We start from the raw sequence: 25,008 nt of genomic DNA on the forward strand, positions 1-25,008 counted from the left end.
TTGCCGGCGCTAGTCTGTGCCTTTCTGATGGGAGTTTTCTGATGTCCGCGCCTTCTGTTTTGATCGCCGGCTGTGGTGATGTTGGTAGTCGTCTGGCTACGCAATTGCTGGCTTGTGGGTGGGAGGTTCATGGCCTGAGGCGTGACGTCTCACGACTGCCCAAGGGGGTAATTGGCGTTGCCGGTGACTTGTTCAATGAAGACTGTCCAGCGACCTGGCCAGTCGGTGCGGTGGATTACCTGGTGTATTGCGCGGCCGCCACCGATCACGATGAAGCCGGTTATCGCGCCGCTTATGTTCAGGGCTTGAAGCATGTGCTGGAGTGGCTGGACGATTACGGGCAGGTGCCCGATCGCCTGCTGTTTGTTTCCAGCAGCAGTGTGTATGGCCAGCAGGATGGCGAGTGGATCGATGAGACTTCGCCGACCATTGCAACAGGCTATTCGGGTCGTTTGATGCTAGAGGCGGAGCAAGTGGCGCTCGATAGCGGCATCCCGGCCAGCATCGTACGTTTGACCGGCATTTACGGTCCGGGGCGCGAACGGTTGTTGACGCAGGTGCGTCGGGGTTATCGCGTGGCCGTCGATCCACCGTTGTACGGCAATCGCATTCACGCCGACGATGCGGCGGGGTTGATGGCGTGCCTGCTTGAAGCGGATCGTCGCGGTGTGGCGCTGGATGACGTCTACATTGGTGTGGACGATGCGCCTGCGCCGCTGGCCGAAGTGGTGGGCTGGTTGCGTGAGTATCTGGGCGTGACCGAATGGGCCGAAGACGCGAGCGTGCGTCGCACTGGCAGTAAGCGATGCAGCAATGCTCGGGCGAAAGCCTTGGGCTGGACGCCGAAGTACCCAAGCTATCGCGAAGGCTACGCCGCGATCCTTGAAGGCCGCAGCTGACTTCCTGTCACCACAAACCAAATGTGGGAGCAAGCTCGCTCCCACATTGATCATGCGTTGGCCTTATGGCCGGGTTACTGCTTTTCGAGCAACCATTTGCGCTCACTCGGAGTGAACTGTGGCATCTCGTCCGCCTGAGCGGTGTTCATGGTCTGGAAGATCTCCAGCTCTTTGCCCTTGCGCGCAAAGATCCAGGTATTGCCCTGGCCGTTGAGTTGCAGCCACATGTTGTCGTTGCCGCCGCTCATCGACGCGCAATCGCCCGCCAGACACAGGGCATAGCGATCCGCCCCTGGCAGGCCGGCAACCTGGCCGTCAGCCTGGAATTGCACGGTATTGCCTTCACCGGGACCGCTGACGACTTTCCAGCTGCCGCCCATGTAGGCCGAATACAGTGCGCGTTCGAAACTGGCACCCACCGGTGCGCCGTCCGGCACCGTAACCTGCGCGCGGTCGAAGACTTGCTCCGGCTCATTGTCGCTGGCGACCTGGCTCAGTTGCTTGCCGTCACGCTTCAGCTCGCTGGCGGAGCTGCCATAAAAGTCGACTTTCCAGGCGCCGGACTCTTCACCCAGCAGCTTGCCGTCGACGTTTTCAAAACCATTGGTGTAGCGGGCCTGACCAGCCTTGGTGTTGACGTCCCATTCCAGGTTTGGACCATAGGCCTGGAGCGCTTCGCGCAGGGGGCCGCCTTTGGCTGCAGCATTGATTGCCACCTGATTGATCCAGGTGCCGCTGATGTCGCGGTCGGCAGGGTTGCTGGCACAACCGCCCAAGAGTAGGGCGACCAGCGAGAGAGCTAGCGCTTTGCGCATTTTGGAATCCTTTCAGAACCCTTTCTTTACAAGATCGGTCAGCGCAGCCCTTTAAAGGCTGCGCCGTACGCATTTACTCGATGACCAGAATGGCATCCATCTCAACCTGCGAACCCTTTGGCAGGGCCGCTACGCCGATGGCGGCGCGGGCAGGGTAAGGCTGGTCAAAGTACTTGCCCATGATCTCGTTGACCTTGGCGAAGTGGCTCAGGTCGGTGAGGAAAATGTTCAGTTTGACGATGTCCTTGAACGAACCGCCAGCGGCTTCAGCCACGGCTTTGAGGTTCTCGAACACCTGGACGGTCTGGGCTTCGAAGCCTTCAACCAGTTCCATGGTTTTTGGGTCCAGAGGAATTTGACCCGACATGTAAACGGTGTTGCCGGCCTTGATCGCCTGGGAATAAGTGCCGATGGCGGCCGGGGCCTTGTCGCTGGTAATAACTGTTTTGGTCATGAATGACTCCTTGTAATGAGTGGCTTACGCACGCATGCGAGTGATGCGAATCACCCCGGTCAGGGCACGCAGTTTCTTGATCACGCGGGCCAGGTGCACGCGGTCGTGCACGCTGACCACCAGTTGGACCACGCTGATGCGACCATCGCGTTCGTCCATGCTGATTTTTTCGATATTGCCGTCGGCCGCGTTGACGCTGCTGGCCAGCAGAGCGATCAGGCCGCGCTGGTGTTCCAGTTCGACGCGCAGCTCGACATTGAATTCGCCGGTGACATCCTTGGCCCACGAGAGCTGGATGCATTTTTCCGGGTTGTGGCGGATTTCGCTGATATTGCGGCAGTTGTCCAGGTGCACGACCATGCCTTTGCCCGCAGACAGGTGGCCGACAATCGGGTCGCCCGGAATCGGCGTGCAGCACTTGGCGTAACTGAGTACCAGGCCTTCGGTGCCGCGAATCGCCAGCGGGCCTTCCGCGCTCGGCAGCTGTTCGCCTTCGCCAAGCAGTCGGCGGGCGACCACGTAAGCCATGCGATTGCCCAGCCCGATGTCTTCAAGCAGGTCTTCGATCAGTTCCAGGCGGTACTCGGTGAGCATCGCCTTGACGCGCTCGGCTGCGACTTTCTCCAGCGAGCTGTCGAAGCCGTTAAGAACCTTGTTCAGCAGGCGTTCGCCGAGGCTGATGGATTCGGAGCGGCGTTGCAGTTTCAGCGCATGGCGGATGTGAGTCCGCGCCTTGCCGGTGACCACGAAGTTGAGCCACGCCGGATTCGGTCGTGCCCCGGGGGCGCTGACGATCTCGACCGTGGAGCCGCTTTGCAGCGGTTCGGACAGCGGTGCGAGACGACGATTGATCCGGCAGGCAATGCAGCTGTTGCCCACGTCGGTGTGCACTGCGTAAGCGAAATCGACCGCCGTGGAGCCTTTCGGTAGCTCCATGATCCGGCCTTTGGGCGTGAACACGTAGACCTCGTCCGGGAACAGGTCGATCTTCACGCTCTCGATGAATTCCAGCGAGTTGCCGGCCCGTTGCTGCATCTCCAGCACGCCTTTGACCCACTGGCGGGCGCGGGCATGAGTGCCTTTTGGCTGCTCATCGCCACTGGATTTATAGAGCCAATGGGCGGCGATGCCGTTGTTGGCCATCTCTTCCATTTCACGGGTGCGGATCTGAATCTCGATCGGTACACCGTGCATACCGAACAGCGTGGTGTGCAGCGACTGGTAGCCGTTGGCCTTGGGGATCGCGATGTAATCCTTGAAGCGCCCCGGCAACGGTTTGTACAAGTTATGCACAGCACCCAGTACGCGGTAGCAGGTATCGACCTTGTCGACGATGATCCGGAACGCGTAGACGTCCATGATCTCGTTGAAGGCCCGACGCTTGCCGCGCATTTTCTTGTAGATGCCGTAGAGGTGTTTCTGGCGACCACTGACTTCGCCCTGGATTTCGTCGATGGCCAGGCAGTGACTGAGGGACTCTTCGATCTTGTTGACGATTTCCTTGCGATTGCCCCGGGCGCGTTTGACCGCCTGGTTGATCCGTGCGGAACGCATCGGGTGCATCGCCTTGAAGCCGAGGTCTTCGAATTCTATGCGGATGGCGTGCATGCCCAGCCGGTTGGCGATGGGCGCATAGATTTCCAGGGTTTCCTTGGCGATCCGTCGGCGTTTTTCGCCGGACAGGACTTCCAGGGTCCGCATGTTGTGCAGGCGGTCGGCCAGTTTGACCAGGATCACGCGAATGTCGCGGGCCATGGCCATGGCCATTTTCTGGAAGTTTTCGGCTTGGGCTTCGGCTTTGGTCTCGAAGTTCATCTGGGTCAGTTTGCTGACCCCGTCGACCAGTTCGGCCACGGTTTCACCGAACTGCGCTTGCAGCGCTTCCTTGGCAATACCGGTGTCTTCGATCACGTCATGCAGCATCGCAGCCATCAGGCTCTGATGGTCCATGTGCATGTCGGCAAGAATATTCGCAACCGCGAGTGGGTGCGTGACGTACGCCTCGCCACTACGGCGGCGTTGGCCGTCGTGGGCTTGTTCGGCGTAGAAGTACGCTCGGCGGACCAGGTTGACCTGGTCCTTGCCGAGGTAGGTCGATAAGCGATCGGCGAGGGCGTCTATGCTCGGCATGATGAATCCTGCCGTTCGCTGTGACCCCGCGCCGTGCTACGTCGACCAGGCATGGCTTAGACTGCCTCGTTGGACTCGTCCTCGAACGCTGCGAACAGCGGTTCGTCTTCGACGATTTCAGCGTTGGCGATGAACTCGTAGCTCATCAGGCCTTCAGCGATTTCACGCAAGGCTACAACGGTAGGCTTGTCGTTTTCCCACTGAACCAGTGGCTCTTTGCCGCCGGTGGCCAGTTGACGGGCACGCTTGGTAGACAGCATGACCAGCTCAAAGCGGTTTTCCACGTGGTTTAGGCAATCTTCAACGGTTACGCGGGCCATGGTATTCCTCGGAGCGAATGCAATATGCGCGCTGCCCGGTTGGGCGAGCGGACTCAACAGTTTAAAAAATCACCAGCGATTAGGGAAGCGCTGATTTTTTGACCAAGCCCTTCAACGCGCTGCAAGTGCCAATGTAAAGCCCTTGCAGCGGTTTTGGGAAGAGCTGTTTAACCCAGCAATTCGGCCAAAAGTTTTCCGTTACGCTGCTGCTGACGCTTCTGATGCAGCTGATTGGCACGGAAAATTGCCTGCAAATCGCGCAGTGCGTGGGCGAAATCGTCGTTGATGATCAGATAATCGTAGTCGACGTAGTGGCTCATTTCGCTGACGGCTTCGCGCATCCGGCCATCGATGATCTCGTCGCTGTCCTGGCCGCGATTGGTCAGGCGCTGATGCAAGGCCTGAAGGGACGGCGGCAGAATGAAGATCGAACGGGCCTGAGGCATCAACTTGCGCACTTGCTCGGCGCCTTGCCAGTCGATTTCCAGAATCAGGTCGTGGCCCTCATCCAGGGTCTGCTGCAGGTGGCTTTGCGAAGTGCCGTAGAGATTGCCGAACACTTCGGCGCGCTCGAGGAAATCCCCATGCTCGATCATCTTCACGAACTCGCTGCGTTCGACGAAGTGATAGTTCACGCCGTTCACTTCACCGGGGCGCATGGCGCGGGTGGTGTGGGAGACGGAGACGCGGATCTCCTGATCAGCGTCGGTCAGGGCCTTGACCAGGCTGCTCTTGCCCGCGCCCGAAGGTGCGGAAATGATGTACAGGGTGCCGGTGCTGTGGGTCATGTGGGGTTTGCCTTACTCAATATTCTGCACTTGTTCGCGCATCTGCTCGATCAACACTTTGAGGTTGACCGCCGCCTGGGTGCTGCGCGGGTCGAAGGCTTTGGAGCCCAGTGTGTTCGCTTCGCGGTTGAGTTCCTGCATCAGGAAGTCCAGGCGCCGACCGGCAGCGCCACCGGATTTGAGCACCCGGCGAACTTCAATGATGTGAGTGCTCAGGCGATCCAGTTCTTCGGCGACGTCGCTCTTTTGGGCGAGCATGACCATTTCCTGCTCCAGCCGCTGCGGGTCCATCTCGGCCTTCATGTCGGCAAAGCGGTCGAGGACTTTCTGGCGCTGGGTGGCAAGCATCTGCGGGACCAGTTCACGCAGGGTCACCACGTCTTCTTCAATGGAGGTCAGGCGATCATTGATCAACCGCGCCAGCTCCGCGCCTTCGCGCTCGCGGCCGGCCTTGAGTTCTTTCAGGCCTTCGTTGAACAGCGCCAGGGCTTCGGCATTCAAGGCTTGCGGGTCGGTCGCATCGCCCACCAGCACGCCCGGCCAGGCCAGGACTTCCAGCGGGTTCAGCGCGGCCGGATTCTTGATCAGGCCGGCGATGGTCTCGGCGGCGGCGACCAATTGCGCGGCGCGCTCGCGGTCCACTTGCAGTGGTTTGTCGGTATTTTCTTCGGTAAAGCGCAGGGTGCATTCGAGCTTGCCGCGCGAGATTCCCTGGCGAAGTGCTTCGCGGACCGCGCCTTCGAGGTCGCGAAAGGACTCCGGCAGACGCAGGTGCGGCTCCAGGTAGCGGCTGTTGACCGAGCGCAGTTCCCAGCTCAGGGTGCCTTGGGCGCCGGCTTTTTCGACGCGGGCAAAGGCGGTCATGCTGTGCACCATGGAGGTACCTCGCAATGCAGGTTCATGCGTTACCAAAGGTTTCGCAGGCCTGATCTATATGAATTTAAGCCCAGAGGCAGCAAAGGCGCAGGATTGTAGCGCAGTGGGGCGAATGCGCCCAAACACACGGTGTGACAAAGGGCTGCAGGTCGTCGGCAAAGCGCTGTTCAGGGCCTTCAGTCGTCGGGGGATTTTTTAGAAGTGCCCACTCGTGGCCCTGCGGCTCTATAATGCTCCGCAGTTTTCCGTCCCCCGTACAGGTATTCCCTATGAAACGTCCAAGTGGTCGCGCTGCCGATCAGCTCCGCTCGATCCGCATTACCCGCAACTACACCAAACACGCCGAGGGATCTGTACTGGTCGAGTTCGGTGATACCAAAGTCATCTGCACCGTCAGCGTCGAGAACGGCGTGCCGCGCTTCCTCAAAGGTCAGGGCCAGGGCTGGTTGACCGCTGAATACGGCATGCTGCCGCGCGCCACTGGCGAGCGTAACCAGCGTGAAGCGAGCCGCGGCAAGCAAGGCGGCCGCACCCTGGAAATCCAGCGTCTGATCGGTCGTTCCCTGCGCGCTTCGCTGGACATGTCCAAGCTGGGCGACGTCACCCTGTACGTCGACTGCGACGTGATCCAGGCTGACGGCGGCACCCGCACCGCGTCCATCACCGGCGCCATGGTTGCACTGGTCGATGCCTTGAAAGTGATCAAGAAGCGCGGCGGCCTGAAAGGCGGCGACCCGCTGAAGCAAATGATCGCTGCCGTATCGGTGGGCATGTATCAGGGTGAGCCGGTACTCGACCTTGACTACCTGGAAGACTCGGCCGCCGAGACCGACCTGAATGTGGTGATGACCAGCACGGGTGGTTTTATCGAAGTCCAGGGCACTGCCGAAGGCGCTCCGTTCCAGCCGGAAGAACTGAACGCTATGCTTGAGTTAGCGAAGAAAGGCATGAGCGAAATCTTCGAGCTGCAAAAGGCTGCACTGGCCGACTGATCGGACCGCACCACGCAAGGAGGACGCCATGAGTGACGAGCAACAGCTGCTTCCCACCCCGAGCAAAGAGGTTCGGCAGTGGGCGATGTTTTGTCACCTGTCCGCCTTGCTGGGGATCTGGATTCCGTTCGGTACGCTGATCGGCCCGCTGATTCTTTGGCAGATGAAGCGCGAGATGGACCCGTTTGTTGATGCTCAAGGCAAGGAGGCGCTGAACTTTCAGATCACCGTCGCCATTGCCTCCGCCATCTGCTTCCTGCTGATGGTGGTGATCGTCGGGTTCTTCCTGTTCGGTCTGTTGGCGATCGGTGCGCTGGTGCTGACCATCATCGGCGGCGTGAAGGCCAATGAAGGGGTGCCTTACCGGTATCCGTTCACCTGGCGGTTGATCAAATAAATCGTTGTCCACAAAAAAGCCGACAGTTGATGTCGGCTTTTTTGTGTCTGCGAAACGACGCTTAGATGGTCAGCGTCCAGTCGTAGTCCACGATCAGCGGTGCATGTTGCGAGAACCGTGGCTGACGTGGCAAGCGTGCGCTACGTACGAAGCGACGCAGGCCCGGCGTCAGCAACTGATAGTCGAAACGCCAACCGAGGTTGAGCATTTCAGCCTGTTCGTTATCCGGCCACCAGCTGTACTGGTCGCCTTCACGGCTGACTTCGCGCAGGGCATCGACATAGCCCATGTTGCCGACAATCTCGTCCATCCAGGCACGTTCAGGTGCCAGGAAGCCCGGGGATTGCTGGCTGTCACGCCAGTTTTTGATATCCAGCTTCTGTTGTGCCACGTACAGCGAGCCACAGTAAATGTACTCGCGACGTTTGCGTCGCTGTTTATCCAGGTAACGGGCGAAATCGTCCATTAGCTTGAACTTCTGGTTCAAGTCTTCATCGCCGTTCTGCCCCGAAGGGAGCAGTAAGGTCGCGATGCTGACCTTGTCGAAATCGGCTTGCAGGTAGCGCCCGTAGCGGTCGGCTGTCTCGAAGCCGAGACCGCTGATGACTGCCTTCGGTTGCAGCCGCGAATACAAAGCCACGCCACCTTGGGCGGGAACTTCGGCTTCGCAGGCATAAAGGAAGTAGCCATCCAGTTGGAAAGCTGGATCGTCCAGTTCAAAGGCGGAGGCGCGGGTGTCCTGCAGGCAGATGACGTCGGCATTCTGTGCTTGCAGCCAACTGAGCAAACCTCGCTCCACTGCAGCCTGAATACCATTGACGTTCACACTGATGATCCGCATAAATGGCCCCAAAAATCGCGTGCGTGTATGATACACGGCGTCAACCTAATTAGCTAAATCCGTGGTATTTGGGGTTTTTTTCATGCAAGCGTATCAGCGCGATTTCATTCGTTTTGCCATCGATCGCGGCGTTTTGCGCTTCGGCGAGTTCACCCTGAAGTCCGGGCGCACCAGTCCTTACTTCTTCAATGCCGGCCTGTTCAACTCGGGGTCGGCCCTTGCGCAGCTGGGTCGTTTCTATGCGGCAGCCATCGTCGAGAGTGGTATTGCGTTCGACGTGTTGTTCGGTCCGGCCTACAAAGGCATCCCTTTGGCGGCGACCACCGCTGTGGCCCTGGCCGAACATCATGGCCGTGACCTGCCGTGGTGCTTCAACCGCAAGGAAGCCAAGGCTCACGGCGAAGGCGGCAGTCTGGTCGGCGCACCGTTGACCGGCGACGTGCTGATCATCGACGACGTCATCACCGCTGGCACTGCCATCCGCGAGGTGATGCAGATCATCGCTTCCCAGGAAGGGGCGAAGGCTGCGGGCGTGCTCATTGCCCTGAACCGTCAGGAGCGTGGCAACGGCGAGTTGTCGGCCATCCAGGAAGTGGAGCGTGACTTCGGTATTCCGGTGATCAGCATTGTTTCGCTGAACCAGGTGCTCGAATTCCTGGCTGACGATCCGCAGCTCAAGCAACACCTGCCGGCGGTTGAAGCCTACCGCGCGCAGTTCGGCGTTTAACGCAAAGGCCCTGTTTTTACAGGGCCTTTTTTTCATCTGGCGATTAACGCAGGCTGCGCCATTTCCCACACAGGCGCAGGGTTAACCGGGCGTTGAACAGCGCAAACACCATTAGTGCAAACACAACCATCACGTAAAGTGTGCGATCCACGTCAAAGTCCCAAAGATCCAGCGTGCTGCTGCCCATGATTCTCACCGCAGCAGGAAGGTTGACGTAAAACAGCGCCAGGAAGGCGCTGGTGAGAGGGAGGGCGCAGGCGAACAAAACGTTCGTTACCTTTTTTCGGCTACGTTTTCTGGCGAGCGGGCCAGTTTGGCTTTCATCCAGCTCCAGTGCTTCATGCAGTCTCGGCCACGCCAGGTTGAACATGAAAGTGGTCAGGGTCAGCAGCAAACCGCTGACCGCGACAATGTCACTGAACGGCATTCAGGCCAAGCGTCCTGCACAGCAAGTCGTGGGAATCCTCACTGATTTCGAACTGCCCGGCGCTGCCTTTACGTTTTGTGATGGGTTTGAAGGTCGGTTCGTTCTGTGTGATCAGCATGTTCAGCTCGTCACGAATGACGTCCGAACTGATCACCACCAGGTACACCGTCTGCGCATGTTCCGCAGACTCGATCACGGCTCGCATGCTGTGCTGCAGAATGTCGTCCAGCTGATTACGAAAGCGCGAAACCGTGTTTTTCAGCAGGGTTTTGCTTTGGCTCTGGGTCAGCTGAAAAATCGTCGATATCTGGGATTCGGTCGGCAATGTCTGCCCGAAGTAGCTTTGAATCAGATACAGCAAGCGGTCCTGTTTCGCTTCATCGGCCCGACTCGGCATGCCGCCTTCTACCAGCATTTTCAAGTATTCGGTCAGGCTCGCCTTGGCGATTCGCTGCAGGGCGTGGGCGATTTCGTGGTCGGAGATCCTCAAGGTCTTTTTGACCGGCTCCCTTTGCTCGAGGTCGAATACCTGGGCGTCAATCGTGAACGAGATCTGCATGGTTCAGACCCCCGCGATTACTTGGAAGGCTTGTTTGGATACGGATCTGCCACGGCGTCACCTTGGCCGGTCAGGATATTCCAGCCATTAAGTACGTGGGTGCTTGGTTTGAAGTCTGGACACGGCGGAAGCGAAGTCTTTGACTGATTGGTGTATTCGCGCCCGCAGTCTGCGCACTCGTAAGTGCCTGCTGAAACATCACTGCCGTAGGGAGCGTGGTCTTTTTGCATGGGGAAGATCTCCTGTGGATACAGGGAAGATCCTATGCGGACTAGTGCTGGCGTGATGTCGGACGTTTCGCTTTATCAGGTCAGGCATTTCCTGCGCGCATAAAAAAGATCGCAGACTTCGTCAGCTCCTACGGAATATTCGTACATCCGTAGGTGCCGCAGAAGGGTGCGATCTTTTGATGTTCTTGAATCAGTGACGCTTGCGATTGCTGATCAAGGTGCCCACACCGGTGTCGGTGAAGATTTCCAGAAGAATCGCATTCGGCACTCGACCATCGATGATCAGCGAGCTGCCTACGCCGCCTTGCACGGCTTCCAGCGCGCAACGGATCTTCGGCAGCATGCCACCGTAGATGGTGCCGTCGGCGATCAGATCGTCGACCTGTTGAGTCGTCAGGCCGGTCAGGACCGTGCCCGACTTGTCCATCAGGCCGGCGATGTTGGTCAGCAGCATCAGCTTTTCAGCCTTCAGCGCTTCGGCAACTTTACCGGCCACCAGGTCGGCGTTGATGTTGTACGACTCGCCGTTGGCGCCGACACCGATTGGCGCGATGACCGGGATGAAGTCGCCTTTGACCAGCAGGTTCAGCAAGTCGGTGTTGATCCCGACCACTTCGCCCACTTGGCCGATGTCGATGATTTCAGGTTGAGTCATCTCCGGTGTCTGGCGGGTAACGGTGAGTTTCTTCGCACGAATCAGCTCGGCGTCTTTACCGGTCAGGCCGATGGCGCTGCCGCCATGACGGTTGATCAGGTTGACGATGTCCTTGTTCACCTGGCCGCCGAGGACCATTTCCACCACGTCCATGGTCTGCGCGTCAGTCACGCGCATGCCATCGATGAAGTGGCTCTCGATCGACAGACGCTTGAGCAGATCGCCGATTTGCGGGCCGCCGCCGTGAACCACCACCGGGTTTATGCCGACGGCTTTCATCAGCACGATGTCGCGGGCGAAGCCGGTTTTCAGCTCCTCGCTTTCCATCGCGTTGCCGCCGTATTTGATCACCAGCGTCTTGCCGACATAGCGGCGAATGTAAGGCAGCGCTTCGGACAGGACCTTGGCGGTGTTGGCGGCGGCTTCGCGTTCGAGGGTCATTCAGGGCTCCGGGTGCTTCGTTAAATCAAAACGGTAATTGGAGATCAGGTGCAACACGCTTCAGTTGGACGTGGAAAACGTCCTTGATGCGCTGCAGTTCAGCCTCGTCATCGGCCTCGAAGCGCAGCACCAGCACCGGTGTGGTGTTGGACGCGCGCACCAGGCCCCAGCCTTTGGCGTAGTCGACTCGCACGCCGTCAATGGTGGTCAGGTCGGCGCCTTCGCCCCACTTCGCGTCGTGCAGAGCATCAATGATGCTGAATTTGCTCTCTTCGGTCACATGGATATTGATTTCCGGCGTAGAAATATCGTTCGGGAAGGTCGCAAACAGCTCTTCCGCGGTGGATTTTTCTTTGCTGAGGATCTCCAGCAGACGAGCGGCGCTGTAAATGCCGTCGTCGAAACCGAACCAGCGCTCCTTGAAGAAGATGTGGCCGCTCATTTCGCCGGCCAGCAGGGCGCCGGTTTGTTTCATTTTCTTTTTGATCAACGAGTGACCGGTCTTCCACATTAGCGGACGGCCGCCGTATTCCTTGATCAGCGGCGTCAGGCGACGGGTGCATTTGACGTCGAAGATGATCTCCGCGTCAGCGTTGCGCGCCAGCACGTCACGGGCGAACAGCATCAGCAGGCGGTCCGGGTAAACGATGCTGCCGGTGTTGGTCACCACGCCGACGCGGTCGCCGTCGCCGTCGAAGGCCAGGCCCAGGTCAGCGTTGGTTTCCTTGACCTTGGCGATCAGGTCCACGAGGTTTTCAGGCTTGCCTGGGTCCGGGTGGTGATTCGGGAAGTTGCCGTCGACGTCGCAGAACAGCGGGATGACTTCGCAGTTCAGGGCTTCGATCAGTTGCGGGGCGATCACGCCGGCCGCGCCGTTACCGCAGTCGACCACGACTTTGAGGCGGCGAGCCAGTTTGATGTCCTGGACGATTTCGGTGTTGTAGCGGTCGAGGATCTCGACCTGGGTGATGCTGCCCTTGCCGCTGCTCAGGTTGTTGGTCTTGAGGCGTTCGTGCAGGGCCTGGATCTGTTCGTTGGCCAAGGTGTCGCCAGCGATGACGATCTTGAAGCCGTTGTAGTTCGACGGGTTGTGGCTGCCGGTGAGCATCACGCCGGATTTGCCGGCCAGCACGTTGGCGGCGTAGTACAGCGCAGGCGTTGGCACCAGGCCGACGTCGCTGACGTGGCAACCGCTGTCGGCGAGGCCTTTGATCAGTTGTTCGACCAGTTCTGGACCGGACAGGCGACCGTCACGGCCGACGGACACGTTGGGTTCGTCCTGGGCCAGGCTCTGGGAGCCGATGGCGCGACCGAGCCAATAAGCGGTTTCAGCGTTCAAGAACTCCGGGACGGTGCCGCGAATGTCGTAGGCGCGGAAGATGCTGTCGGGGAACTTGGGTGCGACTTGGGCTGGGGTGCTCATCTGTAGGAATGCTCCATCTCGAAAGTGGCTGGACCTGCCGCGAAGAACTCGTCGGCCGGTTCAAACTGAAGGGTATGACGGCGTTTTCCACTGAGAGTTCGTGGTGTGTAAAGGCCATGACACCTGCGTTTGCGAGGTAATGACCAGCCAATGCCTTGATTTTCGGGGCTAAACCTTGCAGATGACAATTTGATTTTGTGGAGAGCAAGCTTGTCCCCTGTAGGAGCTGCCGAAGGCTGCGATCTTTTGATCTTGGTCTTTAAAGTCAAAAGATCGCAGCCTTCGGCAGCTCCTACAGGGGTTTAGCGCTTCTACCGGGTCATTTGGTGCCGGAGTGGCCGAAGCCGCCGGTGCCGCGCTCGGTTTCAACGAACTCTTCGACCATCTCGAAATGCGCTTGAACCACTGGTACCAGCACCAACTGGGCCAAACGTTCGCCAACGACCATGGTGAATTCGGTCTGGCCACGGTTCCAGCACGACACCATCAGCGGGCCTTGATAATCGGAGTCGATCAGGCCGACCAGGTTGCCCAACACGATGCCGTGCTTATGGCCCAGGCCCGAGCGCGGCAGAATCAGCGCCGCCAGGCCTGGATCACCGATGTACACCGACAGGCCGGTAGGAATCAGGAGGGTTTCGCCCGGCTTGATGATGGTGTCTTTTTCCAGCATGGCGCGCAGGTCGAGGCCGGCGGAGCCTGGCGTGGCGTACTGCGGCAGCGGGAATTCGGTACCGATGCGAGGGTCGAGGATCTTGGCTTGCAAAGTGTGCATGTAAATTAAACCTGGTTCAGACGTTCGGCGATAAAAGTGATCAGCTGGCGGGCAATCTTGCTCTTGCTGGTCTGGGCGAAAAGTGTGGCGTGTAACTGGCGGTCGATCACGCTGCAGGCGTTTTCTTCACTGTTGAAGCCAATACTCGGGTTGGCGACGTCGTTGGCGACGATCAAATCGAGGTTCTTGTCTTTCAACTTGCGTGCAGCATAGTCGAGCAGGTGTTCGGTTTCGGCGGCGAAACCGACACTGAACGGACGGTCAGGGCGAGTGGCGATGGTGGCCAGGATGTCCGGGTTGCGCACCATCTGTAGCAACAAGCCGTCGCCGTTCGTGGGGTCTTTCTTGAGTTTCTGTGGGGCGACGACTTCCGGGCGGTAATCCGCGACCGCTGCCGAGGCGATGAACAGGTCGCAAGGGATCGCGGCTTCGCAGGCGGCAAGCATGTCACGAGCACTGACCACGTCGATGCGCGTGACGCGATCCGGGGTCGGCAGGTGCACCGGGCCGGTGATCAGCGTTACGCGGGCGCCGGCTTCCACCGCGGCTTCGGCCAGGGCAAAGCCCATTTTTCCGGAGCTGTGGTTGGTGATGTAGCGCACCGGGTCGATGTTTTCCTGGGTCGGGCCGGCGGTGATCAGCACGTGTTTACCGGTCAGCGCCTGACGCTGGAAGCAGTCCGCCGCGCACTGGGCGAGGTCGGTGGCTTCGAGCATGCGGCCCATGCCGACGTCGCCACAGGCCTGGCTGCCGGAGGCTGGGCCAAAGGTTTTCAGGCCACGGCTTTCGAGGGTTTGCAGGTTGGCCTGGGTCGCCGGGTCGCGCCACATGGCCTGGTTCATCGCCGGGGCAACGGCGACCACGGCATCGGTGGCCAGCACCAAAGTGGTCAGCAGGTCGTCGGCAATGCCTTGGGCCAGGCGGGCGATAAGGTCTGCGGTGGCGGGGGCGATCAGCACCATGTCGGCCCATTTGGCCAGCTCGATGTGGCCCATCGCGGCTTCTGCCGCAGGGTCCAGCAGGTCGAGGTGGACCGGGTGGCCGGACAAGGCCTGCATGGTCAGCGGGGTGATGAACTCGCTGCCGCCACGGGTCATGACCACGCGCACTTCGGCGCCCTGGTCGATCAGTCGGCGAACCAGGTCGGCGCTCTTGTAGGCAGCAATGCCGCCGCCGACGCCCAGAACGATGCGTTTCCGATACAGCCGCTGCATAGGTCTGCCTTTCATTTCGTTGATGACTGCATGGCGATACCCCCTCCCCAGGAGTGAAATCGCCCGCAAAAAAGATGGGCTACGATATCACAGCGACCGCTACGGAACAGCGGCGCCCACAGACCAGGGAGGTGCTATGAGTATTCGTGATTGGCCCGCGGCGGAACGGCCGCGGGAGAGGTTGCTTGAGTTGGGCTCGGGGAGCCTTTCGGACGCCGAACTGCTGGCGATTTTTTTACGAACGGGTGTGTCGGGTAAAAGCGCGGTAGATCTGGCGCGACACCTGTTGAGTCGGTTTGGCAGCCTGCGCTCACTGCTCGAGGCCGATCAGGCAGCATTCAGCCGGCAGTTGGGGCTCGGGCCGGCGAAATTCGCTCAGTTGCAAGCGGTCCAGGAAATGAGCCGGCGGCATTTGGCCGAACGTGCGCGCCAAAAATCGGCGCTGGAAAATCCGCAGGCGGTTCGTGATTACCTGAAGTCAATGTTGCGCCATGAGCCTCACGAGGTGTTCGGCTGTCTGTTTTTGGATTCCAGGCATCAAGTGCTGACCTTTGAAGTGCTGTTTCGCGGATCCATCGACAGCACCAGTGTCTATCCGAGGCAAGTGGTTAAACGCGCGTTGGCCCACAACGCCGCAGCGCTGATCCTCTGCCATAACCATCCGTCGGGTAATACCAACCCCAGTCAAGCCGACCGAACGCTGACCAAGCGCCTGCAAGAGGCGCTGGACCTGATCGATGTGCGGGTGCTCGACCATTTCATCATCGGTGACGGCGATCCGCTGTCCATGGCTGAGTATGGGTGGATGTAGTGAGCGACGAAAACCCATGTGGGAGCGGGCTTGGTGGTGACGCTGATTACTTGAGGTTGACCTTCGAGTAATCCTGGCGGCCGAACGGGCTCACTTGATAGCCCTCAACGTCCTTGCGCGTCAGCGCGAAGGCGGTCGGGTGGGCCAGCGGCAGCCACAGCGCCTGCTGCTGGATCTGTGCCTGGGCCTGTTCGTAGAGCTTGGTGCGCACACCTTGCTCGCCGGTGGTCTTGCCGGCGCTGATCAGCTTGTCCAGGTCCTGGTTGCAGTAGCGTGCGAAGTTGGTGCCGGATTTGACCGCGGCGCAGGAAAACTGCGGCGTGAGGAAGTTGTCCGGGTCACCGTTGTCGCCGGCCCAGCCCATGAACAACAGATCGTGTTCACCGGCCTTGGCACGGCGAATCAGTTCGCCCCACTCGATCACCCGAATCTCGGCCTGGATGCCGATTTCCGCGAGGTCCGATTGCAGCATTTGCGCGCTGAGGCTCGGGTTCGGGTTGAGCAGACTGCCAGAAGGTCGGGTCCAGATGGTGGTCTGGAAACCGTCCTTGAGCCCGGCCTTCGCCATGAGGGCTTTGGCTTTTTCGACGTCGTGCGGATAACCCGGCAGGCCTTTGGCATAGCTCCAGGTGTTCGGCGGGTATGGACCATTGGCAGGTTCGGCGGTGTCTTCGAACACGGCTTTGACGTAGTTGGCCTTGTCGAACGCGAGGTTGATCGCCTGGCGCACTTCAGGCTTGTCCAGCGGCGGATGCTGGCTGTTGATGCCGACGAACGCGGTCATGAAGGCGTCAGTCTTTTCCACTTTCAGGGTCGGTTCTTTCAGCGCTGCCTGTACGTCCAGAGGCTTGGGCGACAGGGCGATCTGGCACTCGTTGCGGCGCAATTTCTGCAAACGCACGTTGGCGTCAGGGGTGATGGCGAAAATCAGCGGATCCACCGAAGGCTTGCCGCGGAAGTAGTCCGGGTTGGCCTTGTAGCGGATCGAGGCATCTTTCTGGAAGCGCGTGAAGATGAACGGCCCGCTGCCGATTGGCTGGCTGTTGAGCTTTTCCGGGGTGCCGGCCTTCATCAGTTTGTCGGCATATTCGGCGGAGTAGATCGAGGCGAAGCCCATGCTCAGCGTCGCGAGGAAGGTCGAGTCTGGGTGATCGAGGGTGAAGCGCACTGTCAGCGGGTCCAGCGCGTCGATTTTCTTGATCAATGCTGGCAACTGCATCGACTGGGCGTGCGGGAAGCCGCTTTGGGCGACTTTGTGCCAAGGGTTTGCCGGGTCGAGCATGCGGTCGAAGCTGAACTTCACGTCTTCGGCGGTCAGGTCACGCGTCGGGCTGAAATATTCGGTGCGGTGAAACTTCACCTGCGGGTGCAATTTGAAGACATAGGTCAGGCCGTCGGGCGTGACTTCCCAGCTGTCGGCGAGGCTGGCGACCACTTTGCCGCTGGCGGTATCGAAGTCCACCAGACTGTTCATCAGCACGTCGGCCGAGGCGTTGGTGGTGGTCAGCGAGTTGTATTGCACCACGTCGAACCCTTCCGGGCTTGCCTCAGTGCAAACGCTCAGAGCGGCGGCATGGGCCAATGGGCTCAGCAGAAGAGGGGCGAGCAACAACGGTAGGGCAGCGAGGCGCATGGTCGGATTCCTTTACAGATCGAAGGCCCATCTGCAAGTGCAGTCTGGAAAAGGCTTACCCTAGTGGGCTCTTTTGTAAATGACTATCCCCTTTTTCATTTTAAGGGGACTATAGGCGATTGTTTTCGGTGAGTACCGGTTGAGCAAAACCCTGGATTGGCCTGTTGGCCGATTCTCTGCGACGAGCGGTCTTCATCGACGATAGCCTTTATCCAAGGCGCTCCGAGCCAGAAAAACGGGGTTTTTATTAAGTCTGTGCACACGGAATGTTGTTGCTCTCCAGTCTTTCTGGTATAAAGCAGCGCTCTTTTCTAGGGGCCCGGTTCCTTCACTGTAGGTGTAGCCGGTAAGACCTCTAAAGAAACGCGGCGCCTGGCGCCAAATGACTGAGAGATTAAGCGGCCAACCCATGCCGGGTTGGGCATGTGGTTTTAGAGGGCTGAGGCATGTCGAGAGTATGTCAAGTTACCGGTAAGGGTCCGGTGACTGGGAATAACATTTCCCACGCAAACAACAAAACCCGTCGTCGTTTCCTGCCGAACCTGCAGCATCACCGCTTCTGGGTTGAAGAAGAGAAACGTTTCGTGCGTCTGCGCGTATCTGCCAAAGGCATGCGTATCATCGACAAGCGTGGCATCACTGTCGTGCTGGCCGAAATCCGCAAAGCTGGCAAGATCTAAGGGAGCTAATCATGCGTGAATTGATTCGTTTGATTTCGAGCGCCGGTACTGGTCACTTCTACACTACCGACAAGAACAAGCGCACTACTCCGGACAAAATCGAGATCAAGAAATTTGATCCGGTTGTTCGCAAGCACGTGATCTACAAAGAAGGCAAAATCAAGTAATTGATTTTTCCCTCTTACGAAAAAGGCCCGTATCGCGAGATACGGGCCTTTTTTGTGGCCTCGAGAAAGGTTTCAAGCCTTCTGTTCAAACGCCACATAGATTTTGCGGCACGGCTCCAATACCTCCCAGGTACCTCGGAAACCGGCCGGGATCACGAAGCGGTCACCCGCGCGCAGGGTTTTGCTGTTGCCGTCGTTGTCGCGTAGTACCGAAACCCCTTGAACGATTTCGCAGTATTCATGTTCGGTGAAGTTCACCGTCCATTGCCCGACGTCGCCTTCCCATACGCCGGCGTTCAGCTGGCCGCACGGGCTGTTGTAGTGGTTGTACACCGCTTGCTCGGGATCGCCCTTGAGGACTTTCGTCGGGTCTGGTCGATAGCGCTCGGGCGCGGTCGTGGCCTGGCTGAAGTCGACGACATCCTGGATATTCATTGTTGTAATTTCCCGTGATTGCCTGAAAAGTCCAAAGTCTATGTTTATTAAAATGAACACCGCAAGGCCGTTTGCCGACCTTGTGTCAAATATATTGAAACAACCCCGGCCACTGGTTTAGGGTGGCAGTTGCCTTGGGCCGAAACAGCAGGCTGGCCGGGCAGAATTCCTGACAGCGCCCGCGAAGACCGTGGAGCGTTCGTATTCAATAAGAGGAGGACACTCGTATGACCACCCTGACTCGTGCCGATTGGGAGCAACGGGCTCGCGATCTGAAGATCGAAGGCCGCGCCTACATCAATGGCGAATACACCGATGCTGTCTCCGCCGAGACCTTCGAGTGCATCAGCCCGGTCGATGGCCGTCTGCTGGGCAAGATTGCCAGCTGTGACGCCGCCGACGCCCAGCGCGCTGTTGAAAACGCTCGCTCCACCTTCAATTCCGGCGTCTGGTCGCGTCTGGCGCCGACCAAACGCAAAGCCACCATGATCCGTTTCGCCGGCCTGCTGAAACAGCACGCCGAAGAGCTGGCCCTGCTTGAAACCCTGGACATGGGCAAGCCAATCAGCGATTCCCTGTACATCGATGTTCCAGGCGCGGCGCAAGCCTTGAGCTGGAGCGGTGAAGCCATCGACAAGATCTACGACGAAGTGGCCGCGACTCCCCATGACCAGCTGGGTCTGGTGACCCGCGAACCGGTCGGCGTAGTCGGCGCGATCGTGCCGTGGAACTTCCCGCTGATGATGGCGTGCTGGAAACTCGGCCCGGCGCTGTCCACCGGTAACTCGGTGATCCTCAAGCCATCCGAAAAATCGCCGCTGACCGCCATCCGCATCGCTGCGCTGGCCGTTGAGGCCGGCATCCCGAAAGGCGTGTTGAACGTCCTGCCAGGTTACGGTCACACCGTCGGCAAGGCCCTGGCCCTGCACAATGATGTAGACACCCTGGTGTTCACCGGTTCGACCAAAATCGCCAAGCAACTGCTGATCTACTCCGGCGAATCGAACATGAAACGCGTCTGGCTCGAAGCCGGCGGCAAGAGCCCGAACATCGTGTTCGCCGATGCGCCGGACTTGCAAGCTGCCGCTGAATCGGCTGCCGGCGCCATCGCCTTCAACCAGGGCGAAGTCTGCACCGCCGGCTCGCGCCTGTTGGTGGAGCGTTCGATCAAGGATAAATTCCTGCCGCTGGTGATCGAGGCCCTCAAAACCTGGAAACCGGGGAACCCGCTGGACCCGGCGACCAATGTCGGCGCGCTGGTGGATACCCAACAGATGAACACCGTGCTGTCCTACATCGAATCCGGCCACACCGACGGTGCCAAACTGGTGGCAGGCGGCAAGCGCATTCTTCAGGAAACCGGTGGCACCTACGTTGAGCCGACCATTTTCGACGGCGTCAGCAACGCGATGAAAATCGCTCAGGAAGAAATCTTCGGCCCAGTGCTGTCGGTGATCACTTTCGATACCGCCGAAGAAGCCATTGCGATTGCCAACGACACCCCTTACGGCTTGGCCGCAGCAGTGTGGACCAAGGATATTTCCAAGGCCCACCTGACTGCCAAGGCATTGCGCGCCGGTAGCGTGTGGGTCAACCAGTATGACGGCGGCGACATGACGGCCCCGTTCGGTGGTTTCAAGCAGTCCGGCAACGGTCGCGACAAGTCGCTGCACGCGTTCGACAAGTACACCGAGCTGAAGGCGACCTGGATCAAGTTGTAAGCCAGTGAAGGAGCCCGGCAACCAATCGGACTCCTGAACGACGCAGATCCCTTGTGGGAGCGGGCTTGCTCGCGAAGGCGCCGTAACAGCCAACGAAGATGTTGGATGTGATGGCCTCTTCGCGAGCAAGCCCGCTCCCACATTTGCTTTGTATGACCTGTAAAAAATAACAATCCACAGGAGCGTGGGAAATGCGTTGGGCGACTTATTTCGCCGTGTTGGCGTCTGTCTTGAGTGTCGGCCTGGCGCTGGGCGTCAGCATGCCGTTGGTGTCGTTTCGCCTGGAAGGCTGGGGTTACGGCTCGTTCGCCATCGGTGTGATGGCTGCGATGCCAGCCATTGGCGTATTGCTGGGGGCAAAGATCTCCAGCCATCTGGCCGCACGTCTGGGCACAGCCAATCTGATGCGTTTGTGCCTGTGGGCCGGGGCGTTGTCCATCGGGTTGCTGGCGCTGTTGCCGAGCTATCCGATTTGGTTGGTACTGCGGCTGATGATCGGGGTGATCCTGACCCTCGTCTTCATCCTTGGCGAAAGCTGGATCAACCAGCTTGTGGTTGAAGAGTGGCGCGGGCGATTGGTGGCGCTGTATGGCAGCAGCTATGCGCTGAGTCAGCTGGCCGGGCCGTTGCTGCTTGGCGTTGTGGGCACCGAGCACGATTACGGATTCTGGGTCGGTGTCGGGTTGCTGATGGCGGCACCGTTCCTGTTGCTGGGTCGCAGCGGCGCACCGGCCAGTGAAGCCAGCAGCGTGACCTTCAGCGACTTGCTGGGTTTCTGTCGTGGCCTGCCGGCGATTGCTTGGGCGGTGTCGCTGTTCGCGGCGTTCGAAGCGATGATCCTGACGTTGTTGCCGGTTTATTGCCTGCGTCAGGGCTTTACCACGGAAATTGCGTTGGCGATGGTCAGCACGGTAGTGGTCGGTGATGCCTTGCTGCAATTACCGATTGGCGCGCTGGCTGATCGCTTGTCGCGACGTACGTTGTTCACCGGGTGTGCGGTGATCCTGTTGATATCGAGCCTGGCCATCCCGTTGTTGATCGACACGTTGTTGATCTGGCCGTTGTGGGTGTTGTTCGGTGCCAGTGCCGGTGGTTTGTTCACCTTGTCGCTGATCCTGATCGGCGAGCGTTATCGCGACGATGCACTGGTGCGCGCCAATGCGCATATCGCGCAGCTGTGGGGTATCGGTTGCCTGGTCGGGCCGCTGGCGGCCGGTGCCGGTAGTCAGTGGATCAGCGGGCATGCGTTGCCGCTGCTGATGGCGGCGGGTGCGCTGGGGTTGGTGATTCTGGTATCGCGGCAGGGGGCGTTTGGTGTGGTGCAGCCGGCATAGATCAAAAGATCGTCCGAAGGCTGCGATCCTGGCAATTTAAGCTACAACATCCGCTCCATGCCGACCATGCTGCTGAGCCATGAATTGAAATGCTGCCACCAACTTCCCGGTTCTTTGGTCAGCGTGTGCAGCTTGCCGTCATCTTCGGTGACCCAGACGATCTGACCCTTTTCCAGCCGGGCCTGATAGCTGAGGGGCGGCGCCATTCCCTCCAGTGCCAATTCGCGCACCCGTCCGGCGAGCTGCGGGTTGTCCACCAGGACCCCGACTTCGGTGTTCCACAGCACCGAGCGCGGGTCGAAATTGAACGACCCGATGAAGGCTTTCTGTCGGTCGAAAATCATCGCCTTGCTGTGCAGGCTGGAGTCGGAACTACGGGAGGAGCTGCTCCTGCTGTGAAACAGGCTCGGTCCGCTGCCGCTACCACCGTTGTCGCCGGGCTGACGACGCAATTCGAACAATTGCACGCCGTGCTCCAGCAAGGCTTTGCGATAAGGTGCGTAACCACCGTGCGTAGCGGGTACGTCGGTGGCTTCCAGTGAATTGGTCAGCAAACTCACCGACACGCCGGCATCGGCGCGACCGGTCAGATACACCTGACCCGGTTGGGTGGGTACGATGTAGGGCGAGACCATGATCAGCTCCTTGCTGACCCCATTGAGCTCGGGCGCCAACTGGGTGGTCAGCTGCAAGTACGGCTCCGGCTCACCCTTGGACAGCACCTTGCTCGGTGAGTCCCACAACGCCTGGTTCCAGGCCCAGATCAGCTCTCGGCGCCAGACATCCAAACGCGGGTGAGTGGTGTAGGCCATCAACTGCTGATAAAGCGCGTGGTTCTGTTTACGCGTTTCCTCCAGGGATTCGTCCAGCCGAGTCCGGGTGTTTCTCAGATCCTTGGCTGTCGGCTTGGTCGAGAGAAACTGTTCGATCGGCTTGCTCAGGGCACTGTTCCAGTACTGGTCGAAGCTGTGCCCCAACTGCTCTGCAACCGGGCCGACACTGAGCATGTCGATGTCGGTGAAATTGAGGTTGGGCTTGGCATCGAAATACTCGTCCCCCAGGTTGCGCCCGCCAACGATCGCCGCGCAGTTGTCCGCCACCCACAGTTTGTTGTGCATGCGCCGGTGTTGCAGCGACAGGTTGAAGAGCCGGCCCATGGTTCGCGTAACGACGGTGCTGCGGCCCAGATGTAGCGGGTTGAACACGCGGATCTGAATCTTCGGATGTGCGGCAAGGGTCGCAATGATCCTGTCCAGACCATCGCTGGTGGTGTCGTCGAGCAGAATCCGCACTCGCACGCCACGGTCGGCGGCATTGAGCAGCTCGCTCACCAGTATTCGTGTGCTGATGCCGTCATGGACGATGTAGTACTGCAGATCGAGGCTGCTTTGGGCGTTGCGAATCAGCTCGGCGCGGGCGGTGAAGGCCTCGGCGCTATCAGAGAGCAAGCGAAAACCCGATCGGCCCTGATGGGGGGCGGCCTGTGCCTGGATCGAGCGGCCGAAGGCCGAGTCCGTTGCCGGTAGGGCCTGACTCGGTTCGCTAGGGACATTGAGTGTCGTGCAACCACCAAGGAGCGAGGCGAGTAACAGAGTAGCAAGCAAGGGCTGTCTGATTCTCACGGAGCGTATTCCGGGTGGTGGCAGTTAGCATATGGACGCCGCATCCCGAAGAAAGGTCAGTCGGTTTCCGCTAGCAGTTTGATTGCCATCGCACCGACCTTGCGCACTGCTTCTTCGATCTGCGGGGTTGTTTTGGCAGCGTAGTTCATCCGCAGGCAATTGCGGTATTTGCCGGAGGCGGAAAAGATACTGCCGACGGCAATCTGTACGCCTTGATCGTGCAGTGCACGATTCAGTTTCAGGGTGTCGAAACCCTCCGGCAGCTCGACCCAGAGCATGAAGCTGCCCTGGGGACGACTGGCTCGGGTACCGGCCGGAAAATAGCGGCTGACCCAATCGATCATCACGTCGCGATTGCGTTGGTATTGGGTGCGCATCCGCCGCAAATGCGGTTCGAAGTGCCCGGACTTGAGAAATTCGGCAATCGCGATCTGCGGTTGCGGTGCGGTGGAGCCGGTGCTGATGTATTTCATGTGCAGCACCCGTTCCAGATACCGTCCCGGTGCCACCCAACCAATGCGCAGTCCCGGCGCCAGGGTCTTGGAAAACGAGCTGCAAAGCAGGACGCGGCCGTCTTCGTCGAAGGATTTGATCGTGCGCGGACGCGGGTAGGTGTAGGCCAGTTCGCCATACACATCGTCCTCGATGATCGCCACGTCGAAGCGCTGTGCAAGTGTCAACAACGCGCGTTTGCGCGACTCCGGCATGATGTAGCCCAGCGGGTTGTTGCAGTTGGGGGTCAACTGTATGGCTTTGATCGGCCATTGTTCCAAGGCCAGTTCGAGGGCATCAAGGCTGATCCCGGTGAGCGGGTCGGTAGGGATTTCCAGGGCTTTCATGCCCAAGCCTTTGAGGGTCTGCATGGCGCCGTGAAAGCTCGGCGAGTCCACAGCCACAATATCCCCCGGCTCGCAGATGGCGCGAATACTGGTGGACAGCGCTTCGTGGCAACCGGTAGTGATCACCAAGTCGTGGGCTGTCAATTGGCAGCCGGAATCCAGCAGCAGACGGGCAATCTGTTCGCGCAGTTCGAGGGTGCCGTAGATGTTGTCGTAATACAGACCGGGCATGTCCTGCCGCCGGCTGATTCGCGCCAGGCTGCGCAGCAGCGGTTTCATGGTCGGCGTGGTGATGTCCGGCATGCCGCGGCCCAGTTGCACCACATCCTTGCGCGGGACGGCGCGGATCAGTTCCAGCACTTGATCCCACTGGGAAATATCCACCGGACGCTGGGCCGGGCGACCAATTACCGGAAGCTCCGGCAGTTCGCGACCCACCGGTACAAAGTAACCCGACTTGGGTTTGGGTGTCGCCAGGCCGCTGTCTTCCAGCACGCGATAGGCCTGCTGCACCGTGCTCAGGCTGACGCCGTGTTCAACACTCAACGCCCGCACCGACGGCAGCCGGTCACCGGGGCGATAGAAGCCCTGTTCGATACGCGTACCAAGTAGTTCGGCGAGGTTGACGTAAAGGGTCATGGCGCAGTCTCGGTGTGGGTTATTTGGCTTACCAGTACAGATGGGTCGAAAATAGGGAATTCAGACGCTGAAATGCAAAATCTGTATGGGGTTAATACAGTCTTGTTGAATCTGTAATGCTTTTTTCCGTCCGCGCATCATGAAAGCTCTAGCTACCCAAGTAA

General features: G+C 59.3%; 26 protein-coding genes and 1 pseudogene. 9 read left to right on the forward strand and 18 right to left on the reverse strand.

Annotated features, from left to right (window positions below):
* Positions 1 to 41: 41 nt before the first annotated feature.
* On the forward strand, positions 42 to 899 hold the full coding sequence (locus ACSQ87_RS01310) for an SDR family oxidoreductase (RefSeq protein ID WP_223429572.1): 858 nt from the start codon (positions 42 to 44) through the stop codon (positions 897 to 899).
* A gap of 74 nt (positions 900 to 973) precedes the next feature.
* Here the strand turns inward: ACSQ87_RS01310 and ACSQ87_RS01315 are convergent, their stop codons facing one another.
* The 6 genes from ACSQ87_RS01315 to ACSQ87_RS01340 form a co-directional block, all read right to left on the reverse strand.
* Positions 974 to 1,714, reverse strand: coding sequence for a hypothetical protein (locus ACSQ87_RS01315; RefSeq protein ID WP_436273217.1), 741 nt, complete (start codon positions 1,712 to 1,714; stop codon positions 974 to 976).
* 73 nt (positions 1,715 to 1,787) lie between these two features.
* Positions 1,788 to 2,168, reverse strand: coding sequence for a RidA family protein (locus tag ACSQ87_RS01320; protein WP_003229509.1), 381 nt, complete (start codon positions 2,166 to 2,168; stop codon positions 1,788 to 1,790).
* Between the two features lie 24 nt (positions 2,169 to 2,192).
* A complete protein-coding gene (gene spoT / locus ACSQ87_RS01325; protein ID WP_008150141.1) occupies positions 2,193 to 4,298 on the reverse strand; it encodes a bifunctional GTP diphosphokinase/guanosine-3',5'-bis pyrophosphate 3'-pyrophosphohydrolase in 2,106 nt (701 codons plus the stop codon).
* Between the two features lie 56 nt (positions 4,299 to 4,354).
* Complete coding sequence (gene rpoZ / locus ACSQ87_RS01330) at positions 4,355 to 4,618, reverse strand: DNA-directed RNA polymerase subunit omega (protein ID WP_007894670.1); 264 nt, start codon at positions 4,616 to 4,618, stop codon at positions 4,355 to 4,357.
* A gap of 167 nt (positions 4,619 to 4,785) precedes the next feature.
* Positions 4,786 to 5,406, reverse strand: coding sequence for a guanylate kinase (gmk, locus tag ACSQ87_RS01335; protein ID WP_033059345.1), 621 nt, complete (start codon positions 5,404 to 5,406; stop codon positions 4,786 to 4,788).
* Positions 5,407 to 5,418: 12 nt separating this feature from the next.
* Positions 5,419 to 6,282, reverse strand: a complete 864-nt coding sequence (locus ACSQ87_RS01340; protein ID WP_008150145.1) for a YicC/YloC family endoribonuclease — start codon at positions 6,280 to 6,282, stop codon at positions 5,419 to 5,421.
* 269 nt (positions 6,283 to 6,551) lie between these two features.
* Between ACSQ87_RS01340 and rph the strand changes: the two genes are divergently transcribed.
* Entirely contained in the window at positions 6,552 to 7,274 is a 723-nt protein-coding gene (gene rph, locus ACSQ87_RS01345) for a ribonuclease PH (RefSeq protein ID WP_046045041.1), read from the forward strand.
* Positions 7,275 to 7,302: 28 nt separating this feature from the next.
* Positions 7,303 to 7,671: a DUF4870 domain-containing protein gene (locus ACSQ87_RS01350; protein WP_095126911.1), complete on the forward strand. Its 369-nt coding sequence runs from the start codon at positions 7,303 to 7,305 to the stop codon at positions 7,669 to 7,671.
* 61 nt (positions 7,672 to 7,732) lie between these two features.
* Here the strand turns inward: ACSQ87_RS01350 and ACSQ87_RS01355 are convergent, their stop codons facing one another.
* Positions 7,733 to 8,512, reverse strand: coding sequence for an exodeoxyribonuclease III (locus ACSQ87_RS01355; RefSeq protein ID WP_007934608.1), 780 nt, complete (start codon positions 8,510 to 8,512; stop codon positions 7,733 to 7,735).
* An 82-nt stretch (positions 8,513 to 8,594) separates the two neighbouring features.
* Here ACSQ87_RS01355 and pyrE point away from each other — a divergent pair, with 82 nt between their 5' ends.
* Positions 8,595 to 9,239, forward strand: a complete 645-nt coding sequence (gene pyrE, locus ACSQ87_RS01360; protein ID WP_123581096.1) for an orotate phosphoribosyltransferase — start codon at positions 8,595 to 8,597, stop codon at positions 9,237 to 9,239.
* Between the two features lie 43 nt (positions 9,240 to 9,282).
* Here pyrE and ACSQ87_RS01365 read toward each other — a convergent pair whose 3' ends face one another.
* The 7 genes and pseudogenes from ACSQ87_RS01365 to coaBC all read right to left on the reverse strand — a co-directional run bounded on the left by ACSQ87_RS01365 (position 9,283) and on the right by coaBC (position 14,963).
* Positions 9,283 to 9,666 carry a hypothetical protein gene (locus tag ACSQ87_RS01365; protein ID WP_436273218.1) on the reverse strand — a complete coding sequence of 128 codons (384 nt, stop codon included), beginning with the start codon at positions 9,664 to 9,666 and terminating at the stop codon, positions 9,283 to 9,285.
* Entirely contained in the window at positions 9,653 to 10,225 is a 573-nt protein-coding gene (locus tag ACSQ87_RS01370; protein ID WP_436273219.1) for a hypothetical protein, read from the reverse strand. The genes ACSQ87_RS01365 and ACSQ87_RS01370 overlap by 14 nt, the downstream gene beginning before the upstream one ends.
* Positions 10,226 to 10,242: 17 nt before the next feature.
* A complete protein-coding gene (locus ACSQ87_RS01375; protein WP_436273220.1) occupies positions 10,243 to 10,455 on the reverse strand; it encodes a hypothetical protein in 213 nt (70 codons plus the stop codon).
* 190 nt (positions 10,456 to 10,645) lie between these two features.
* Positions 10,646 to 11,551 (reverse strand): acetylglutamate kinase, encoded by a 906-nt coding sequence (gene argB, locus ACSQ87_RS01380; protein ID WP_008007602.1) that lies wholly within the window; start codon positions 11,549 to 11,551, stop codon positions 10,646 to 10,648.
* A 25-nt stretch (positions 11,552 to 11,576) separates the two neighbouring features.
* Positions 11,577 to 12,953, reverse strand: a pseudogene (locus tag ACSQ87_RS01385) (phosphomannomutase/phosphoglucomutase); the annotation flags it as partial.
* Positions 12,954 to 13,293: 340 nt separating this feature from the next.
* Entirely contained in the window at positions 13,294 to 13,749 is a 456-nt protein-coding gene (gene dut, locus ACSQ87_RS01390) for a dUTP diphosphatase (RefSeq protein WP_436273221.1), read from the reverse strand.
* A gap of 5 nt (positions 13,750 to 13,754) precedes the next feature.
* On the reverse strand, positions 13,755 to 14,963 hold the full coding sequence (coaBC, locus tag ACSQ87_RS01395) for a bifunctional phosphopantothenoylcysteine decarboxylase/phosphopantothenate--cysteine ligase CoaBC (protein ID WP_436273222.1): 1,209 nt from the start codon (positions 14,961 to 14,963) through the stop codon (positions 13,755 to 13,757).
* Between the two features lie 136 nt (positions 14,964 to 15,099).
* On the opposite strand from coaBC, the gene radC reads away from it, so the two are divergent.
* On the forward strand, positions 15,100 to 15,774 hold the full coding sequence (radC, locus tag ACSQ87_RS01400; protein WP_223429563.1) for a RadC family protein: 675 nt from the start codon (positions 15,100 to 15,102) through the stop codon (positions 15,772 to 15,774).
* A gap of 46 nt (positions 15,775 to 15,820) precedes the next feature.
* Here the strand turns inward: radC and ACSQ87_RS01405 are convergent, their stop codons facing one another.
* Entirely contained in the window at positions 15,821 to 17,407 is a 1,587-nt protein-coding gene (locus ACSQ87_RS01405; RefSeq protein ID WP_223429562.1) for an ABC transporter substrate-binding protein, read from the reverse strand.
* Between the two features lie 446 nt (positions 17,408 to 17,853).
* Between ACSQ87_RS01405 and rpmB the strand changes: the two genes are divergently transcribed.
* On the forward strand, positions 17,854 to 18,087 hold the full coding sequence (rpmB, locus tag ACSQ87_RS01410; protein WP_007894701.1) for a 50S ribosomal protein L28: 234 nt from the start codon (positions 17,854 to 17,856) through the stop codon (positions 18,085 to 18,087).
* A gap of 11 nt (positions 18,088 to 18,098) precedes the next feature.
* Complete coding sequence (gene rpmG, locus ACSQ87_RS01415) at positions 18,099 to 18,254, forward strand: 50S ribosomal protein L33 (RefSeq protein ID WP_007894709.1); 156 nt, start codon at positions 18,099 to 18,101, stop codon at positions 18,252 to 18,254.
* A gap of 72 nt (positions 18,255 to 18,326) precedes the next feature.
* On the opposite strand, the gene ACSQ87_RS01420 is transcribed toward rpmG, so the two are convergent.
* Positions 18,327 to 18,689, reverse strand: a complete 363-nt coding sequence (locus ACSQ87_RS01420; protein WP_046045049.1) for a cupin domain-containing protein — start codon at positions 18,687 to 18,689, stop codon at positions 18,327 to 18,329.
* A gap of 227 nt (positions 18,690 to 18,916) precedes the next feature.
* On the opposite strand from ACSQ87_RS01420, the gene ACSQ87_RS01425 reads away from it, so the two are divergent.
* Complete coding sequence (locus ACSQ87_RS01425; RefSeq protein ID WP_223429561.1) at positions 18,917 to 20,410, forward strand: aldehyde dehydrogenase; 1,494 nt, start codon at positions 18,917 to 18,919, stop codon at positions 20,408 to 20,410.
* A gap of 191 nt (positions 20,411 to 20,601) precedes the next feature.
* Positions 20,602 to 21,744, forward strand: a complete 1,143-nt coding sequence (locus ACSQ87_RS01430) for an MFS transporter (RefSeq protein WP_436273223.1) — start codon at positions 20,602 to 20,604, stop codon at positions 21,742 to 21,744.
* Positions 21,745 to 21,785: 41 nt separating this feature from the next.
* Here ACSQ87_RS01430 and ACSQ87_RS01435 read toward each other — a convergent pair whose 3' ends face one another.
* Complete coding sequence (locus tag ACSQ87_RS01435; RefSeq protein ID WP_436273224.1) at positions 21,786 to 23,366, reverse strand: phospholipase D family protein; 1,581 nt, start codon at positions 23,364 to 23,366, stop codon at positions 21,786 to 21,788.
* 56 nt (positions 23,367 to 23,422) lie between these two features.
* Positions 23,423 to 24,844, reverse strand: a complete 1,422-nt coding sequence (locus ACSQ87_RS01440) for a PLP-dependent aminotransferase family protein (protein ID WP_223429558.1) — start codon at positions 24,842 to 24,844, stop codon at positions 23,423 to 23,425.
* Positions 24,845 to 25,008: the final 164 nt, after the last annotated feature.

Origin of the sequence: Pseudomonas sp. LjRoot277, assembly GCF_964253845.1 — a bacterium.
Taxonomy (GTDB): domain Bacteria; phylum Pseudomonadota; class Gammaproteobacteria; order Pseudomonadales; family Pseudomonadaceae; genus Aquipseudomonas.

Excerpts from the sequence above, each read along its gene's own strand:
- ACSQ87_RS01310 (WP_223429572.1), top strand. The coding sequence starts at position 42 with ATGTCCGCGCCTTCTGTTTTGATCGCCGGCTGTGGTGATGTTGGTAGT.
- ACSQ87_RS01315 (WP_436273217.1), bottom strand. The coding sequence starts at position 1,714 with ATGCGCAAAGCGCTAGCTCTCTCGCTGGTCGCCCTACTCTTGGGCGGT.
- ACSQ87_RS01320 (WP_003229509.1), bottom strand. The coding sequence starts at position 2,168 with ATGACCAAAACAGTTATTACCAGCGACAAGGCCCCGGCCGCCATCGGC.
- spoT (WP_008150141.1), bottom strand. The coding sequence starts at position 4,298 with ATGCCGAGCATAGACGCCCTCGCCGATCGCTTATCGACCTACCTCGGC.
- rpoZ (WP_007894670.1), bottom strand. The coding sequence starts at position 4,618 with ATGGCCCGCGTAACCGTTGAAGATTGCCTAAACCACGTGGAAAACCGC.
- gmk (WP_033059345.1), bottom strand. The coding sequence starts at position 5,406 with ATGACCCACAGCACCGGCACCCTGTACATCATTTCCGCACCTTCGGGC.
- ACSQ87_RS01340 (WP_008150145.1), bottom strand. The coding sequence starts at position 6,282 with ATGGTGCACAGCATGACCGCCTTTGCCCGCGTCGAAAAAGCCGGCGCC.
- rph (WP_046045041.1), top strand. The coding sequence starts at position 6,552 with ATGAAACGTCCAAGTGGTCGCGCTGCCGATCAGCTCCGCTCGATCCGC.
- ACSQ87_RS01350 (WP_095126911.1), top strand. The coding sequence starts at position 7,303 with ATGAGTGACGAGCAACAGCTGCTTCCCACCCCGAGCAAAGAGGTTCGG.
- ACSQ87_RS01355 (WP_007934608.1), bottom strand. The coding sequence starts at position 8,512 with ATGCGGATCATCAGTGTGAACGTCAATGGTATTCAGGCTGCAGTGGAG.
- pyrE (WP_123581096.1), top strand. The coding sequence starts at position 8,595 with ATGCAAGCGTATCAGCGCGATTTCATTCGTTTTGCCATCGATCGCGGC.
- ACSQ87_RS01365 (WP_436273218.1), bottom strand. The coding sequence starts at position 9,666 with ATGCCGTTCAGTGACATTGTCGCGGTCAGCGGTTTGCTGCTGACCCTG.
- ACSQ87_RS01370 (WP_436273219.1), bottom strand. The coding sequence starts at position 10,225 with ATGCAGATCTCGTTCACGATTGACGCCCAGGTATTCGACCTCGAGCAA.
- ACSQ87_RS01375 (WP_436273220.1), bottom strand. The coding sequence starts at position 10,455 with ATGCAAAAAGACCACGCTCCCTACGGCAGTGATGTTTCAGCAGGCACT.
- argB (WP_008007602.1), bottom strand. The coding sequence starts at position 11,551 with ATGACCCTCGAACGCGAAGCCGCCGCCAACACCGCCAAGGTCCTGTCC.
- dut (WP_436273221.1), bottom strand. The coding sequence starts at position 13,749 with ATGCACACTTTGCAAGCCAAGATCCTCGACCCTCGCATCGGTACCGAA.
- coaBC (WP_436273222.1), bottom strand. The coding sequence starts at position 14,963 with ATGCAGCGGCTGTATCGGAAACGCATCGTTCTGGGCGTCGGCGGCGGC.
- radC (WP_223429563.1), top strand. The coding sequence starts at position 15,100 with ATGAGTATTCGTGATTGGCCCGCGGCGGAACGGCCGCGGGAGAGGTTG.
- ACSQ87_RS01405 (WP_223429562.1), bottom strand. The coding sequence starts at position 17,407 with ATGCGCCTCGCTGCCCTACCGTTGTTGCTCGCCCCTCTTCTGCTGAGC.
- rpmB (WP_007894701.1), top strand. The coding sequence starts at position 17,854 with ATGTCGAGAGTATGTCAAGTTACCGGTAAGGGTCCGGTGACTGGGAAT.
- rpmG (WP_007894709.1), top strand. The coding sequence starts at position 18,099 with ATGCGTGAATTGATTCGTTTGATTTCGAGCGCCGGTACTGGTCACTTC.
- ACSQ87_RS01420 (WP_046045049.1), bottom strand. The coding sequence starts at position 18,689 with ATGAATATCCAGGATGTCGTCGACTTCAGCCAGGCCACGACCGCGCCC.
- ACSQ87_RS01425 (WP_223429561.1), top strand. The coding sequence starts at position 18,917 with ATGACCACCCTGACTCGTGCCGATTGGGAGCAACGGGCTCGCGATCTG.
- ACSQ87_RS01430 (WP_436273223.1), top strand. The coding sequence starts at position 20,602 with ATGCGTTGGGCGACTTATTTCGCCGTGTTGGCGTCTGTCTTGAGTGTC.
- ACSQ87_RS01440 (WP_223429558.1), bottom strand. The coding sequence starts at position 24,844 with ATGACCCTTTACGTCAACCTCGCCGAACTACTTGGTACGCGTATCGAA.